At 43.6% G+C, this 14,809-nt stretch carries 12 protein-coding genes; 9 read left to right on the forward strand and 3 right to left on the reverse strand.

All coding sequences use genetic code 11. The features are described from left to right. Positions 1-27: 27 nt before the first annotated feature. The 3 genes from OCU87_RS14640 to OCU87_RS14650 all read left to right on the forward strand — a co-directional run bounded on the left by OCU87_RS14640 (position 28) and on the right by OCU87_RS14650 (position 3,960). Positions 28-480 (forward strand): DNA polymerase III subunit chi, encoded by a 453-nt coding sequence (locus OCU87_RS14640; protein ID WP_261857459.1) that lies wholly within the window; start codon positions 28-30, stop codon positions 478-480. Between the two features lie 28 nt (positions 481-508). Next, the gene (locus OCU87_RS14645) at positions 509-3,382 is read left to right on the forward strand and encodes a valine--tRNA ligase (protein ID WP_062691842.1); all 2,874 of its coding nucleotides are present in this window, start codon (positions 509-511) and stop codon (positions 3,380-3,382) included. A 170-nt stretch (positions 3,383-3,552) separates the two neighbouring features. Then, the gene (locus OCU87_RS14650) at positions 3,553-3,960 is read left to right on the forward strand and encodes a DUF2061 domain-containing protein (RefSeq protein WP_062691840.1); all 408 of its coding nucleotides are present in this window, start codon (positions 3,553-3,555) and stop codon (positions 3,958-3,960) included. A gap of 108 nt (positions 3,961-4,068) precedes the next feature. Here OCU87_RS14650 and OCU87_RS14655 read toward each other — a convergent pair whose 3' ends face one another. After that, positions 4,069-5,067: a M48 family metallopeptidase gene (locus OCU87_RS14655; protein WP_261857460.1), complete on the reverse strand. Its 999-nt coding sequence runs from the start codon at positions 5,065-5,067 to the stop codon at positions 4,069-4,071. Further along, positions 5,064-6,212: a YjgN family protein gene (locus OCU87_RS14660; RefSeq protein WP_261857461.1), complete on the reverse strand. Its 1,149-nt coding sequence runs from the start codon at positions 6,210-6,212 to the stop codon at positions 5,064-5,066. Before OCU87_RS14660 ends, OCU87_RS14655 begins: the two co-directional genes overlap by 4 nt. A 266-nt stretch (positions 6,213-6,478) precedes the next feature. Between OCU87_RS14660 and OCU87_RS14665 the strand changes: the two genes are divergently transcribed. Then, positions 6,479-7,384, forward strand: a complete 906-nt coding sequence (locus OCU87_RS14665) for a bifunctional helix-turn-helix transcriptional regulator/GNAT family N-acetyltransferase (protein ID WP_261857462.1) — start codon at positions 6,479-6,481, stop codon at positions 7,382-7,384. Positions 7,385-7,481: 97 nt separating this feature from the next. On the opposite strand, the gene rraB is transcribed toward OCU87_RS14665, so the two are convergent. Next, on the reverse strand, positions 7,482-7,883 hold the full coding sequence (gene rraB / locus OCU87_RS14670; RefSeq protein ID WP_062691835.1) for a ribonuclease E inhibitor RraB: 402 nt from the start codon (positions 7,881-7,883) through the stop codon (positions 7,482-7,484). 537 nt (positions 7,884-8,420) lie between these two features. Between rraB and OCU87_RS14675 the strand changes: the two genes are divergently transcribed. The 5 genes from OCU87_RS14675 to argF all read left to right on the forward strand — a co-directional run bounded on the left by OCU87_RS14675 (position 8,421) and on the right by argF (position 14,718). Further along, positions 8,421-8,594 (forward strand): hypothetical protein, encoded by a 174-nt coding sequence (locus OCU87_RS14675; protein WP_157072684.1) that lies wholly within the window; start codon positions 8,421-8,423, stop codon positions 8,592-8,594. A gap of 213 nt (positions 8,595-8,807) precedes the next feature. Beyond that, positions 8,808-10,253 carry a YfcC family protein gene (locus OCU87_RS14680; protein ID WP_261857463.1) on the forward strand — a complete coding sequence of 482 codons (1,446 nt, stop codon included), beginning with the start codon at positions 8,808-8,810 and terminating at the stop codon, positions 10,251-10,253. Positions 10,254-11,362: 1,109 nt separating this feature from the next. Further along, on the forward strand, positions 11,363-12,583 hold the full coding sequence (arcA, locus tag OCU87_RS14685) for an arginine deiminase (RefSeq protein ID WP_261857464.1): 1,221 nt from the start codon (positions 11,363-11,365) through the stop codon (positions 12,581-12,583). An 88-nt stretch (positions 12,584-12,671) separates the two neighbouring features. Beyond that, positions 12,672-13,583 (forward strand): carbamate kinase, encoded by a 912-nt coding sequence (gene arcC, locus OCU87_RS14690; protein ID WP_062691832.1) that lies wholly within the window; start codon positions 12,672-12,674, stop codon positions 13,581-13,583. Positions 13,584-13,707: 124 nt separating this feature from the next. After that, positions 13,708-14,718 (forward strand): ornithine carbamoyltransferase, encoded by a 1,011-nt coding sequence (argF, locus tag OCU87_RS14695; RefSeq protein ID WP_062691830.1) that lies wholly within the window; start codon positions 13,708-13,710, stop codon positions 14,716-14,718. The last annotated feature ends 91 nt before the right edge of the window (positions 14,719-14,809 follow it).

Consider the following 14,809-nt stretch of genomic DNA (forward strand, 5'->3'; position numbering starts at 1 on the left):
GCCCTTTTCTTTTAACGAGTAAACACGATGACTCATGCAACATTTTATATACTTGAAGACACCCATGTAGCTGCTGATAGCGACTATCAGTTGCACTTTGCCTGTCATCAAGCTGCATGGAGTTATCAGCAAGGTCAAAAAGTCTATATTCTTGCCGAGAGTAAAGACCAAGCAGAACAGATAGATGAATACCTTTGGCAGCAGGAGCCCGATAATTTCGTGCCCCACAACTTAATTGGTGAAGGCACCCGTGGTGGCGCTCCAGTTGAGATTGGCTGGCAAGGTCTTCGTCATACAGGCCGCCGAGGTGTCTTGATTAATTTAAGCCCAGACGCACCAAATTTTGCGGTTACCTTCGCACAAGTGATAGACTTTGTGCCTTGCGACGAAAAGCTCAAGCAGCTAGCACGTGAACGTTATAAAGCTTATCGGCTAAATGGCATTCAATTGCAAACAACCGCTGCCCCTGAGACGCCCTAATTCCCATATAGATCCTTCTAAGAGCGCTATGGAAAAGACATACAACCCACAATCAATTGAACAGGCGCTATATCAGCGCTGGGAAGAGGCTGGTTACTTTAAGCCTCACGGTGATACATCAAAAGAAGCTTACAGCATCATGATCCCGCCGCCAAACGTCACTGGTAGCTTGCACATGGGCCACGCCTTCCAAGATACCATCATGGATACTCTTATCCGTGCACAGCGTATGAAGGGCAAAAACACCCTTTGGCAAGTGGGTACTGACCACGCTGGCATTGCAACTCAAATGGTTGTCGAGCGCAAAATTGCAGCTGAAGAAGGTAAAACAAAACACGACTACGGCCGTGAAGCTTTCATCGACAAAATTTGGGATTGGAAAGCAGAATCAGGCGGCACAATCACGAAACAACTTCGTCGCCTAGGTGCATCTGTCGATTGGGATCGTGAGCGATTCACGATGGATGACGGTCTATCTGCAGCCACTCAAGAAGTCTTCGTTCGCCTATACGAAGAAGATCTTATCTACCGTGGTAAACGTCTTGTAAACTGGGATCCTAAATTGCACACTGCAATTTCTGATCTTGAAGTTGAAAACAAAGACAAAAAAGGCTTCATGTGGCACTTCCGTTACCCATTAGCGGATGGTGTTAAAACAGCCGATGGCAAAGATTACATCGTTGTTGCAACAACACGTCCAGAAACCATGCTGGGCGATACAGGTGTTGCGGTAAACCCAGAAGATCCTCGTTACCAAGATCTGATCGGTAAAGAAATCCTACTTCCTATCGTTGGTCGTCGCATTGCTATTGTTGGCGATGAGCACGCAGACATGGAAAAAGGCACGGGTTGTGTGAAAATCACGCCAGCTCATGACTTTAACGATTACGAAGTAGGCAAGCGTCACAGCCTACCAATGATCAACATCCTAACGTTCAACGCTGATATTCGTGATGCTGCTGAAGTATTCACCACTAACGGCGAAGAAAGCGATGTTTACTCAACAGAACTGCCAGCTAAATACCAAGGTATGGAGCGCTTTGCTGCACGTAAAGCGATTGTTGCTGAGTTTGAAGAGCTTGGTCTTCTTGAAGAAATCAAAGATCACGACCTAACCGTACCTTACGGCGACCGTGGTGGTGTGGTTATCGAACCAATGCTGACTGACCAATGGTACGTGCGTACAGCACCTCTTGCTGAACCAGCAGTGAAAGCCGTTGAAGATGGTCAAATCCAGTTCGTACCTAAGCAATACGAAAACATGTACTTCGCGTGGATGCGCGACGTACAAGACTGGTGTATTTCTCGTCAACTTTGGTGGGGCCACCGCATCCCAGCTTGGTACGATAACGAAGGCAAAGTCTACGTTGGTCGCAGCGAAGAAGAAGTACGTGAGAAAAATAACCTAGCACCTGTTGTTGTGCTTAACCAAGACAACGACGTGCTTGATACCTGGTTCTCTTCTGCACTTTGGACGTTCGGCACACAAGGCTGGCCTGAAGACACAGAAGCACTTAAAACATTCCACCCATCAGAAGTACTAGTATCAGGTTTTGATATTATCTTCTTCTGGGTTGCTCGTATGATCATGATGACCATGCACTTCGTGAAAGACGAAGACGGCAAGCCACAAGTACCTTTTAAAACCGTTTACATGACGGGTCTTATCCGTGATGAAAACGGCGACAAGATGTCGAAATCGAAAGGTAACGTACTTGACCCAATCGATATGATCGACGGTATTGGTCTTGAAGAGCTAGTAGAAAAGCGTTGTGGCAACATGATGCAGCCTCAACTAGCGAAGAAGATCGAAAAAGCGACACGTAAGACATTTGAAGATGGTATCGAACCATACGGCACAGATGCACTACGTTTCACTCTAGCTGCTATGGCTTCAACTGGCCGTGACATCAACTGGGACATGAAGCGTCTTGAAGGTTACCGTAACTTCTGTAACAAGCTATGGAACGCAAGCCGTTACGTGCTGATGAACACAGAAGAGCACGATTGTGGCATGTCTTTATCTGTTGAAGACCGTGCAAACATGGAATTCTCTCTTGCTGACAAGTGGATTGAATCTCAGTTTGAAGTTGCTGCGAAAGAGTTTAATGCTCACCTAGACAACTACCGTCTAGACATGGCGGCAAACACGCTTTATGAATTCATCTGGAACCAATTCTGTGACTGGTACCTAGAACTAACTAAACCAGTTCTGTGGAAAGGTTCTGAAGCGCAACAGCAAGCGACTCGTTATACGCTGATCACGGTTCTAGAGAAGACTCTGCGTCTTGCTCACCCTGTTCTTCCTTACATCACTGAATCTATCTGGCAGAGCGTTAAGCCGCTAGTAGACGGCGTTGAAGGCGAGACCATCATGACTCAAGCACTTCCTCAGTTTAATGAAGACAACTTCAACGCTGACGTAGTCGCTGATCTTGAATGGGTTAAAGCGTTCATAACTAGCATCCGTAACTTACGTGCTGAATACGATATCGCACCAAGCAAAGGCTTAGATGTGATGATTAAAGTAGCTGACGAAAAAGACGCTGCACGTATCAAAGCAAATGAGATTGTTCTAACTTCTCTAGCGAAACTAGACAGCATTAAAGTATTGGCGGATGGCGAAGAAACCCCAGCGTGTGCAACATCACTAGTTGGTAAATCTGAGCTAATGATCCCAATGGCAGGTCTTATCGACAAAGATGCCGAGCTTGCACGTTTAGACAAAGAAGTCGCTAAAATCCAAGGTGAAATTAAACGCATCGAAGGTAAGCTAGGTAACGAAGGGTTCGTTGCTAAAGCACCGGAAGTGGTTATCGCGAAAGAGCGTGAAAAGTTAGATGGCTATAAAGAAACATTAGCTAAACTAGAAGCGCAAAAAGTGACAATCGCAGCACTGTAAGCCTTACAGTTACTGTAATAAAGAACGAAAAGCCCGACGAATTATCGTCGGGCTTTTTTTTACCGCCAAGAAAATCAATAGCTTTTACCTATCAATATAATAATTACAGTCACTTTTAACTATCAAAAAATAAAGGTAATAATAGCGGCATAAAGAACGAGGACACCACCATGAAAAAGACCATTAGTTTTGCCGTTATTCACTTTACTGTTGCTTTCAGTGTTGCTTACCTACTAACTGGTGACATTTTGATCGGTAGCTTGATTGCGATGATCGAGCCTATGGTTAATACGGTGGCGTTTTACTTTCATGAAAAAGCATGGCAAACAAAAGCACTCAAAAAATCGCATTACAGTGCCCCCGTTAGTAAAACAATCAGCTTTGCTGTTGTTCACTTTACCGTCGCCTTTACTGTTGTGTACCTGCTTACTGGGGATATTCTAATTGGCAGTGTAATGGCTATGATTGAGCCAGCCATTAATACCCTTGCTTACTACTTTCACGAGCGTGTTTGGCAGAAGAAAGAACATCAACAAGCTTCTGTTAGCCTATTTGATGCAATGGCTTGCCAGCATTAATACCATTAAATTTACGCAGTTTAAGCGCACAAAAAAAGGGCAACGCAATTTAGCATTTCCCTTTTTGTTTAAACTCCCCCGCCTAAACAGACTCCTTTAACGCCTCTATCACTCGCCAAGTCTCTGTATTCGAGTTTCTAATGCCGGATGTGTATTCATCCATTCAGGTAACTCATTGGCAACACCATTAGGCGTAATGAAGAGCTGTAACATCTGCTGCATAGGATCTGTGGTTCCATATAAATCTAACATCGACTTAACCGCGAACTCATCAGCCTCAAGTTCCGCTTTTCGTGAATACCCCTGCGTCACAAAAAACACACCCGCGCCACTGAATGTATCGATTAAGCCAGTGCTCTCACCCGTTAATGCCGCTACAGAAGCTGAAAAAAGTGCCGATCTTACAATCGATTTCATAACATGTTGATGCTGTATATGACCTAACTCATGCAACAATATACTGTCCAATTGTTCCGGCGTCTGAGCAAGTGAAACCAAGGCATCAAATACAACAATTGAACCATCACTCAAGGCTAACGCATTAGGCCTTGCATGCCAACGACGAAAATGTAACTGTGGTTTAACTGGCATAGGGGGTAACTGTGCCACCATAGTTTGAAAGCGTTGCTTAATCTGCGCTTGCTGTGCCACGCTCAATTCACTAGGCGTTAATACATTATCATCCAATGTCTGCATGACATGCTGGCCAACCAGCACAGGTACTTGTTGCGGTAAAGCTTTAACTATACCGCTAGTTAACCAAGGAATACCGTGAGTAAAAAACAACGCAAATAGTAATCCCATCAATACGAGGCTACTCACGATCGCGGGTAAATTACGTTCAACCCTATGAAGCCAAGTCCGCTCTCTTGCTTTCAACACCCCTTCAAGCAGCAGGGAGTCATCAGGTATAAACTGTGAACCATCAGGAAAAGAAAGCCGAATTGGCAGTCGCCCTAGCGGCTCATTGATATTCACCGTCTCCAACAACAACACTTGATGGCCTTGGGCCGTGCTTAGTTGTAAACGCCCTTCAGACAGTAACATCACACTCGCAGCAAGTTTGTCTGCGCTACGCGGTGGATGACAAAATCCTTTGATAATCATCCTATACCTATATTTAAATCAAAGGCTTCAGCGACTTCATCGGCCACAGCGGAAGAGGTGTCAAACTCGTCGCCGTCAACCATCAGTGTATTAAGATCACCTTTCACCGTCGTTACAGAAGCCACATAACGGCTGCTTCTGACCTTAACCCAAGGGTGTGCAAAGCCAAGCGTTACAACCAAGATCGCAAAGTTAGTGACCATCAAAGACACTAAGCCTACTGTCGTCATAGCGGAAGCAAAACTGTAGTCAGTTTCATCATTAATTTTGATTTGACCAAACAGGTAATTACGAATACGCGCCTTAATAAAACCATTCACCACCAGTGCAATAAGGATCATGCCCCCGTAGCCAGTTAGCATAACCAATACGAAGTCAACACCGCCATCGACAACGCTTATTTGTGATAAATTTATTAACTCGTAATATGACGAGCCACCAACAAAAACAGCAACTATCAATAATACGATTGCCAGTGTCATTCCCAGTAGACCGCCAAGCAAATAGGTGACCATATATTGCTTAGTCGAAAGCTCTGCACTGAACAAGTAAGAGCCATAGCGGTAACCATTAATAAAATATGTCGCTATTTGTGCTGATACCCATGAAAAAAGAATAAAACCAAGTACAGCAGTCATAAGCCCGCCAATCATTCCTGCGGTCAGAGAGGTATAACCCACCGATGAAGCAAAGACAAAACAACAAGCAAGCAAGAGGTAACAAAGAAACGGCCACAACAGAAAAACACTGTATGCGCTTTTTACTGTCCCAGTAAAATCAAATCGGACATTACGATAACTCGTAACACGTGCATCAAAGCGGGTGTTATTGCGGATCAACCATGGCGTTAATGCAGAAAAAATAAGGAAGAGCAAAGCAGATACGAGTGGAAATATACTGCTTGATATAAACCAAACCAGCACACATGCCATCGCGATAATGCGCCCTTTTAATATTTGTATCGGTGCACCATGGTAATCAAAGCGATCACCGCCAAATTCCGTATTACCGTAAAAGTACTTTTTAGTCCGTACTTTTGCCCATGCAGAATAAACCCCTAACGTGACGATACTCAGTAATAAGTTCACAATCCAGATGCCGAAAAACTCTCCGCCTCGCCCATGAAACTTAATCTGATTTTCCATTTTTATATCCATATTATTCAACTACTAATCAAAAAATGAAGCGTTTGTCATCACAAGTGCTATCAGTAATTTGGCATTTTCGCACAACCAGAACAAACAAGATGCATATGAGTGGCATCAAGGGGAAGTAATTTACTGCTTTGGTTCGATATTGAGAGCAAGATCGCTATATGAACCCTGTCCTTAGCAATAAAAAACATTGATTTAATTGCGAATAGCAACTAAATTTAGTTGCAAACCGCAACCATAACCATAACGAGAAAAATATGCAGCCACAGCAACTTCGTTTGTTATCACGCCAACTTGTTCGTCAACTAGGTATGCTTGACTGCTATTGCGGATCATTCAAACTGACCCCAGCTCAAGCCCATGCACTCATCGAGTTAGAACAATCCCCTTGCACCGTCAATCAGATGGCTCAAAAGTTAAATATCGATAAATCAAATGCTAGCCGTACACTTGCCATTTTACTGAACCAAGGGCTAGTACAAACAACAGTTAACCCAGACGATAAACGTAGCCAACTCTCGCAGTTAACGCCAACAGGCCAGCAAACACTCACCGCACTTCACCAACAATTAAACCAACATATGCAAAATATTTTGGATCAAATGGAGTGCGATGAAGTTAATCAGCTAGAAAGTAGTTTATACCGTTATTGCCGCTCAATCAGTGCCGCAGAAAATCAACAGGGCTTCACTTTACGTACCATCACGCCCGAAGATAACCCTTCTGTCGCCGCCGTTATTCGACGCGTATCCTCTGAATATGGCTTAACCGCAGACAAAGGGTATGGCGTTGCAGACCCTACATTAGACTCCATGTATCAAGTTTATGCAGATAAGAAAAACCACTACTGGGTGATAGAAAAAGATCATCGAATTTTAGGTGGAGGCGGCGTCGCATCGTTAGCGGGATCGGATAATCTGTGTGAATTGCAAAAAATGTACTTTCTGCCACAACTTCGCGGTAAAGGATTAGCACGAATGTTGGCAGTAAAGGCATTGAATTTTGCCCGCAAGCAAGGCTATAGCGGCTGCTACTTAGAAACTACAGGAAACCTCAAAGAAGCGGTTGCTTTGTACCAGTCATTAGGATTTGTGACTGTACCGCATGCATTAGGAGACACAGGTCATGATGCGTGTGAAGTACGAATGCTAAAAACATTTTAGTCCAGGGAGGCAATGGAAAACATATCCCACCATATTGCAGAGACAAAAAAGTCGGCTATATAAGCCGACTTTTGATACGTAAAACTGTGAAACGCGATTACTCGTCGTCTTCTTCACCGTCTTCGTCTTCATCTTCACCCGACTCGAAGTATGTACCCCAGCCGTCGTAATCGATGTTGTGCTTTTCAGCAAGCTGGATCATTTTGTCCGCTTGCTCATCAATAAGTTCTACTTTAAGTGCAGATTCCATTACGGCATCAAAACAAACAACTTTACCGCCACCATCTTCAGGCGCCAGTTCAAGCTCTTCTGCTTCCATCACCTCATAGCCCATCTTGAATGCCTCAACAGCTGCTGCTTCAAGTTCTTCAAAGGTATCCGCTGAGAAGTGGTGCTCAATCGTGTAAAGCGCTTCAGGCTCGCTGCCATCTTCTAAGATAGCGGCAATAATTTCGCGAGTCTCTTCCTTCTGCTCTTCAATCAGTTCTGCATAAGACATGGGGTAACTCCAACTATGGAATAAATTTGCTGGCAAATATCGCATGGATTTAAACGAATTACCATCCTGTTAATGTTACGGGAAGGTAAAATTGATTTTGATCAAAGAAATTGTCGATTTCTTAATGCACTAAGCTGCTTTAGTCCCATTTTTACGAGTGAATAAAGTTTCAGCTTATGCAAAAACACGTCATGCCATAAATGCGTAATTCAGAAGAAAAAACGCATAAGAAAACGAAGATGTTATAAAACGCAGGCATAAATTATCGTAATTATGCGATTTTCAGGCTGAAAATTAACATTCTGGTGAATATTCACCCAACTTTTAAGCTGAGACAAAAAACATATTCATCCATTAATTAACGAAAAATACCCTAACACACAAACTGTGTGGTTATTTACGCCAAAACAGCCTTCTGAAAAAGTGTGAACGGCTGCAAAGTTACCTACTTAGTAGCAGATTACAATCACCCCGTCCAAAGAGATATGACTCGGTGGCAACGACCAACCGGGCACTAAAATAAAGAGAGATACGATCATGAGTAAGTTCACTATCGATACAGGAGTTCGCCATGTCTGCCGACGCAACCGACTCCGCCGTTCTCGAGGCGCACTCGCTCCATTCACCCACTCTGATCATAGTGTGCCGTTGCCTTTCGAGGTATTGGCTAACGATAAAGGGGTGACAGAGCGTTCGCGCACCATGTCATAACTTCAATAGCCGATCACCCATTCGCTTCGATGTTACCGAATAAGTAACTCAAGCAAATATGGTTATGAGCAAATAGCTCATACACCGAATTAATTTCCAATAATACGTTTTACTGAACGCGACTGTTCAGGGAGCCCTTTTGCGCCTACTTCGATGTTCGGCGTGCTGGATCACACCCATACACCACCACAATATGGGTGCAAGGAGATAAAAATGACGACTCAAACGGTACAACAAGAAGAGAAAGGCGGCTTCTTTGCCAACTTTAAATTCCCTTCTGCTTACACCATTCTGTTCGGCCTCATTGCGTTTGTCGCACTGCTAACCTGGATTGTTCCAGCGGGTCAGTATGATCGCGTAATGAATGAAGATCTTGGCAAGGAAGTGCCAGTAACCGGCACCTACCATGCAGTAGAAAACAACCCTCAAGGCGTGATTGATGTTCTTATCGCTCCGATTGATGGCTTCTACGACCACAACACTTACGAAGCTGCTGCAATCGATGTTTCATTATTCATTCTTGTTATCGGTGGCTTCCTTGGTCTTGTGACTAAAACAGGTGCTATCGATGCAGGTATCGAACGCGTAACTGCTCGCTTACAAGGGCGAGAAGAAATGATGATACCTATCCTGATGGCATTGTTTGCTGCAGGCGGTACTATCTACGGTATGGCGGAAGAATCATTACCTTTCTACACCTTACTTGTTCCAGTCATGATGGCGGCACGCTTTGACCCAGTTGTTGCAGCAGCAACAGTACTACTGGGTGCTGGTATCGGTACGCTTGGCTCTACTATTAACCCATTCGCAACAGTAATCGCAGCAAACGCCGCGGGTATCCCATTCACAGACGGCATCATGCTTCGTGTTGCTATGCTGGCTATCGGTTGGGTAATTTGTGTTGGCTACGTAATGCGTTATGCAAAAATGGTTCGTGCTGACAAAACTAAATCTATCGTTTACGACAAGTACGAAGAGAACAAAGCACACTTCCTAGGCAACCAGTCTGGTGAAATGTTAGAGTTCACAACATCACGTAAAATCATTCTTGCTATCTTCGCTGCATCATTCGGTGTGATGATTTACGGTGTATCTGTTGCTGGTTGGTGGATGGCTGAAATTTCAGGCATGTTCCTAGCGTCAACAATCATCATCGGTCTAATTGCTCGCATGAGCGAAGAAGAATTCACTTCAAGCTTTATCGACGGTGCTCGTGACCTACTGGGTGTTGCACTTATCATCGGTATCGCACGTGGTATCGTGGTAATCATGGACCGCGGTATGATCACAGATACAATCCTGTTCGCAGCTGAAAGCACAGTAACAGGTCTGTCTTCTATCGTGTTCATCAACGTAATGTACTGGCTAGAAATCGTACTATCATTCTTAGTACCTTCTTCATCTGGTCTTGCTGTTCTAACCATGCCTATCATGGCGCCACTTGCTGACTTCGCAGGCGTTAGTCGTGACCTAGTAGTAACGGCTTACCAATCAGCATCAGGTATTGTAAACCTAATGACCCCAACATCTGCGGTTGTTATGGGTGGTCTAGCTATCGCACGCGTTCCTTACGTTCGCTGGGTAAAATGGGTAGCACCACTACTAGGCATGCTAACTGTACTTATCATGGTTATGCTAAGTGTAGGCGCAATCCTTTAATCAATACTGCTTTATCTTCATCCCCTAAAAACCGCCTTCGGGCGGTTTTTTTTCATTTATACAACCGTATGATAGCCCGCAACTCCCAATCTCTATTGAGAGAGTAAACCAGCGTGACTTCAGAACATACGTAAAAACCTAACCATTCTTACCGCAGTATCAAGCAAGACAAGCACATGCAAAATATAGCGTTGCTAAATCATGCCATGCTGTCGTAGGTTTTAGACTCTCCTAGTCATACTCCTTTCTCTTTCTCATATTCACTGATGCCTCAGGCAACCTAACTCAACCAAAGTAAAGAGGTCAGATGAGTGACGCGGGGGTTACATGCAATAACAGGCCGTGCAGTAGCGGGGCTAAGTGAAGGGATCTACACGCCTGGTTCATTCCATTTATTAAAAACTTTATTCACTTAAATCATGAGACTCTCCAGTGAACAAGATAGAAATAGAAGCCAGCTTTGACTAAACAATTAAAAACCTCAAATAACCACATATTTCTTATGACAATTTGGCACTTAATCGTTATTAATATTTTCTTACATAAACATGACAATAATATTTAAAAATAATGACGACCCTAATTTCAAATATTAAACGCAAGATATTTAAACCATCAAAAAAAACCTCTTTTTTGATATGTTTTAAAATTACAAAAACAGCATAAGATCAAATTAAAAGAAAAAGTTTTGTTACCAACACTTTAACAAAGTCACTTTTTTTAGATAGACAGCCACTTTATGTGCATAAGATTGTATTTAATACAAAAAACACCCCACATAAAATTTGCATAAAGTCTCTCACAAAAACAACAAAACACTTTAAAACAGAGACTTAAAAACTTAGGCTTGTGCATAAACCCACTTAACCAACATAAATTCCCAGCCTTGAAAACTAATGACAAATGCATTGAAAATGTTAATAAAATAGCGAGATAAGTTATTTTGTTAATATATAAAGTGTGACAAACCTCTAAGACTAATACCCCGTTAAGAGTAGAATGATTCACAACAAAGGAGAGCAGGGAAATAAATAAACATTACTTTCCCAGCCATAAAACAAATAAAGCCAACCGGATTTAGTTGGCAAATTAAATAGAGAGATACGATCATGAGTAAGTTCTACGTAGGTTCTGAAATAGGTCAACTGCGCCGCGTTCTAATTCACCGTCCAGAACGTGCGCTGACTCACCTAACTCCATCAAACTGTCACGATCTACTATTTGATGATGTATTAGCGGTTGAGCGCGCTGGCAAAGAACACGACGTATTTGCTAAAACACTACGTGACCAAGGCGTTGAAGTAATGCTACTTGGTGACCTACTAGCTGATACGCTAGCAGTGCCAGAAGCGAAAGAATGGCTTCTTAACACGCAAATCTCTGACTACCGTTTAGGTTCAGCATTCGCAAATGACGTTCGCTGCTTCCTAGCTGACCTTCCTAACGCAGAATTATCTTCAATTCTTCTAGGTGGCCTAAGCTACGCTGAGTTACCAATTCAATCTTCTTCAATGATGCAAGGTATGCACGAGCCTACTGACTTCATCATTGAACCACTACCAAACCACCTATTTACTCGCGACACATCTTGCTGGGTATACGGCGGCGTTTCAATCAACCCAATGGCAAAAGCTGCTCGTCAACGTGAAACAAACCACGTTCGTGCAATCTACCGTTGGCACCCAACCTTCGCTGGCCAAGACTTCATTAAATACTTTGGCGATGAAGAGAAAATCTACGACAACTCAACAATCGAAGGCGGCGACGTACTAGTAATTGGTAAAGGCGCTGTACTTATCGGTATGTCTGAGCGTACAACAGCTCAAGGTGTTGAGCAACTTGCTTCTAGCCTATTCAAACACGGCGAAGCGAAACAAGTTATCGCAATGCAACTACCTAAGCACCGCTCTTGCATGCACCTAGATACAGTAATGACTCACATGCGTGAAGATACATTCTCTGTATACCCAGAAGTTGTACGTAAAGACGTTCAATGCTGGAGCCTAACAGGTGACGAGTCTGGCGCTGTTAAGGTTAAAGAAGAAGGTTACTTCGTAACTGCTATCGAGAAAGCACTAGGCGTAGACAAACTAAACCTAATCACTACTGGTGGTGATAGCTTCGAAGCAGAACGTGAGCAGTGGAATGATGCGAACAACGTATTAACTGTTAAACCAGGTGTTGTAATTGGTTACGAACGTAACACTTACACTAACGAAAAATACGACAAAGCTGGCATCACAGTTCTACCTATCCCAGGTGACGAACTTGGCCGTGGTCGCGGTGGCGCTCGCTGCATGAGCTGCCCAATCGAACGTGACGGCATCTAAGCAATCGTCTTTCACTAGACAATGCTAAGACGGTTAGCCGATTAAATTGAATCGGCTAACCACACTAAAACCAAGAGAGAATAATCCCATGACTAAGCAAACAGTTGTTGTTGCATTGGGTGGTAACGCACTACTTCGTCGCGGTGAGCCATTAGAGGCTTCAACCCAACGAATCAATATCGCAAAAGCTGCACAAACTATCGCGGCTATCGCAGAAGAATACAACGTAGTGTTAGTACACGGTAACGGTCCACAAGTTGGCCTACTAGCACTTCAAGGTTTGGAATACAAAGCAGTAAATCCATACCCACTAGACGTACTAGGTTCAGAAACACAAGGCATGATCGGCTACATGCTGATGCAAGAGCTGAAAAACCTATTACCAGAACAACACGTTTCATGCATGTTGACGCAAATGACTGTTGATCCAGCGGATCCAGCATTTATCGACCCAACAAAACCTATCGGCCCTGTATACCAAGAAGCCGAAGCGCGTGAACTAGCAGAAAAATACCACTGGACTGTAAAACCTGACGGCGAATACTTCCGTCGCGTAGTACCAAGCCCACAACCAACCGGTATCGTAGAAGACGATGCAATCACAGCACTGATTAAACAAGGTCACCTTGTAATCTGTACTGGCGGTGGCGGTATCCCAGTGAAGAAAGTCGACGGTAAATTAGTTGGCGTAGAAGCTGTTATCGACAAAGACATGTCAGCAGCCTTCCTAGCAAAACAACTAGAAGCAGATGCACTGTTGATTCTGACAGATGCACAAGCAGTATTCTTGGATTGGGGCAAGCCAACGCAAAAAGCATTGAGCAGCACTACTCCTGCAGAATTAGCGAATTACGAATTTGATGCTGGCTCTATGGGGCCAAAAATTGAAGCGTCATGTGAATTCATCAATCAAGGTGGCAAGTTAGTAGGTATCGGCGCTCTAGAAGACGGCCTACGCATCCTGAAAGGTGAAGCTGGTACGAATATTATTTCAGAATAACAAAATAGTTATTCACAAGAACGCAATAATACGATAAACAATAGATACTACTTACCAACAGCGTACTCTGTAATTATCAGGTCGCTGTTGGCAGAGAGATACCGATTCTTAAAAGGAAATCATCATGGCTTTTAATCTTCGCAACCGTAACTTCCTAAAATTACTAGACTTCACTCCACGTGAAATTCAACACATGCTAGAACTAGCAGCTGAGTTGAAAAAAGCGAAGTACAACGGTTACGAGCAGCCTCGCCTAACGGGTAAAAACATTGCGCTTATCTTTGAAAAAGCGTCAACTCGTACTCGCTGTGCATTTGAAGTTGCTGCTTACGACCAAGGCGCTAACGTAACTTACTTAGGCCCTTCTGGTTCTCAAATCGGTTACAAAGAATCAATGAAAGATACAGCACGTGTTCTTGGCCGTATGTACGATGGCATTGAATACCGTGGCTTCGGTCAAGAAATCGTTGAAGACCTAGGCGCTTACGCTGGTGTTCCAGTATGGAATGGTCTAACTGACGAATTCCACCCAACTCAAATCCTAGCTGACTTCCTAACTATGCAAGAGCATGGTCGTGGTAAGCAACTACACGAAATGACATTCGCTTACCTAGGTGATGCACGCAACAACATGGGTAACTCTCTAATGGTTGGTGCTGCTAAAATGGGTATGGACATCCGTCTAGTTGCTCCTAAAGCATTCTGGCCTGAAGAAGCACTAGTTGCTCAATGTCGTGAAATCGCTGAAGAAACTGGCGCTAAAATCACAATGACTGAAGACGTGCAAGAAGGCGTTAAAGGTTGTGACTTCCTATACACTGACGTATGGGTATCTATGGGTGAAGCGAAAGAAGCTTGGGCTGCACGTATCGACCTAATGATGCCTTACCAAGTAAACATGGATATGCTAAAAGCAACTGGCAACCCACATGTTAAATTCATGCACTGCCTACCAGCATTCCACGGTGAAGACACTGTAGTTGGTAAAGAACTTGCTCAAGAATACCCTATGCTAAAAGACGGCGTAGAAGTAACTGACGAAGTGGTTGAGTCTAAGCACTCTATCGTATTCGACGAAGCTGAAAACCGTATGCACACCATCAAAGCTATCATGGTTGCAACACTAGGTCAGTAATCGACTCTCTTGAGTTTTATTTCATTCCCAACGGAATGACAAAGCTCTTATAATTAATGCCAACCTTCGGGTTGGCATTTGCATTTATGCT

The organism is Photobacterium sanguinicancri, assembly GCF_024346675.1.
Lineage (GTDB): Bacteria > Pseudomonadota > Gammaproteobacteria > Enterobacterales > Vibrionaceae > Photobacterium > Photobacterium sanguinicancri.

Bases quoted from the DNA above. Each gene is read 5' to 3' on its own strand.
- rraB (WP_062691835.1), bottom strand. From the start codon at position 7,883: ATGTCTTATGCAGAACTGATTGAAGAGCAGAAGGAAGAGACTCGCGAA.
- OCU87_RS14680 (WP_261857463.1), top strand. From the start codon at position 8,808: ATGACGACTCAAACGGTACAACAAGAAGAGAAAGGCGGCTTCTTTGCC.
- OCU87_RS14660 (WP_261857461.1), bottom strand. From the start codon at position 6,212: ATGGAAAATCAGATTAAGTTTCATGGGCGAGGCGGAGAGTTTTTCGGC.
- OCU87_RS14650 (WP_062691840.1), top strand. From the start codon at position 3,553: ATGAAAAAGACCATTAGTTTTGCCGTTATTCACTTTACTGTTGCTTTC.
- arcC (WP_062691832.1), top strand. From the start codon at position 12,672: ATGACTAAGCAAACAGTTGTTGTTGCATTGGGTGGTAACGCACTACTT.
- argF (WP_062691830.1), top strand. From the start codon at position 13,708: ATGGCTTTTAATCTTCGCAACCGTAACTTCCTAAAATTACTAGACTTC.
- OCU87_RS14640 (WP_261857459.1), top strand. From the start codon at position 28: ATGACTCATGCAACATTTTATATACTTGAAGACACCCATGTAGCTGCT.
- OCU87_RS14675 (WP_157072684.1), top strand. From the start codon at position 8,421: ATGAGTAAGTTCACTATCGATACAGGAGTTCGCCATGTCTGCCGACGC.
- OCU87_RS14665 (WP_261857462.1), top strand. From the start codon at position 6,479: ATGCAGCCACAGCAACTTCGTTTGTTATCACGCCAACTTGTTCGTCAA.
- OCU87_RS14645 (WP_062691842.1), top strand. From the start codon at position 509: ATGGAAAAGACATACAACCCACAATCAATTGAACAGGCGCTATATCAG.
- arcA (WP_261857464.1), top strand. From the start codon at position 11,363: ATGAGTAAGTTCTACGTAGGTTCTGAAATAGGTCAACTGCGCCGCGTT.
- OCU87_RS14655 (WP_261857460.1), bottom strand. From the start codon at position 5,067: ATGATTATCAAAGGATTTTGTCATCCACCGCGTAGCGCAGACAAACTT.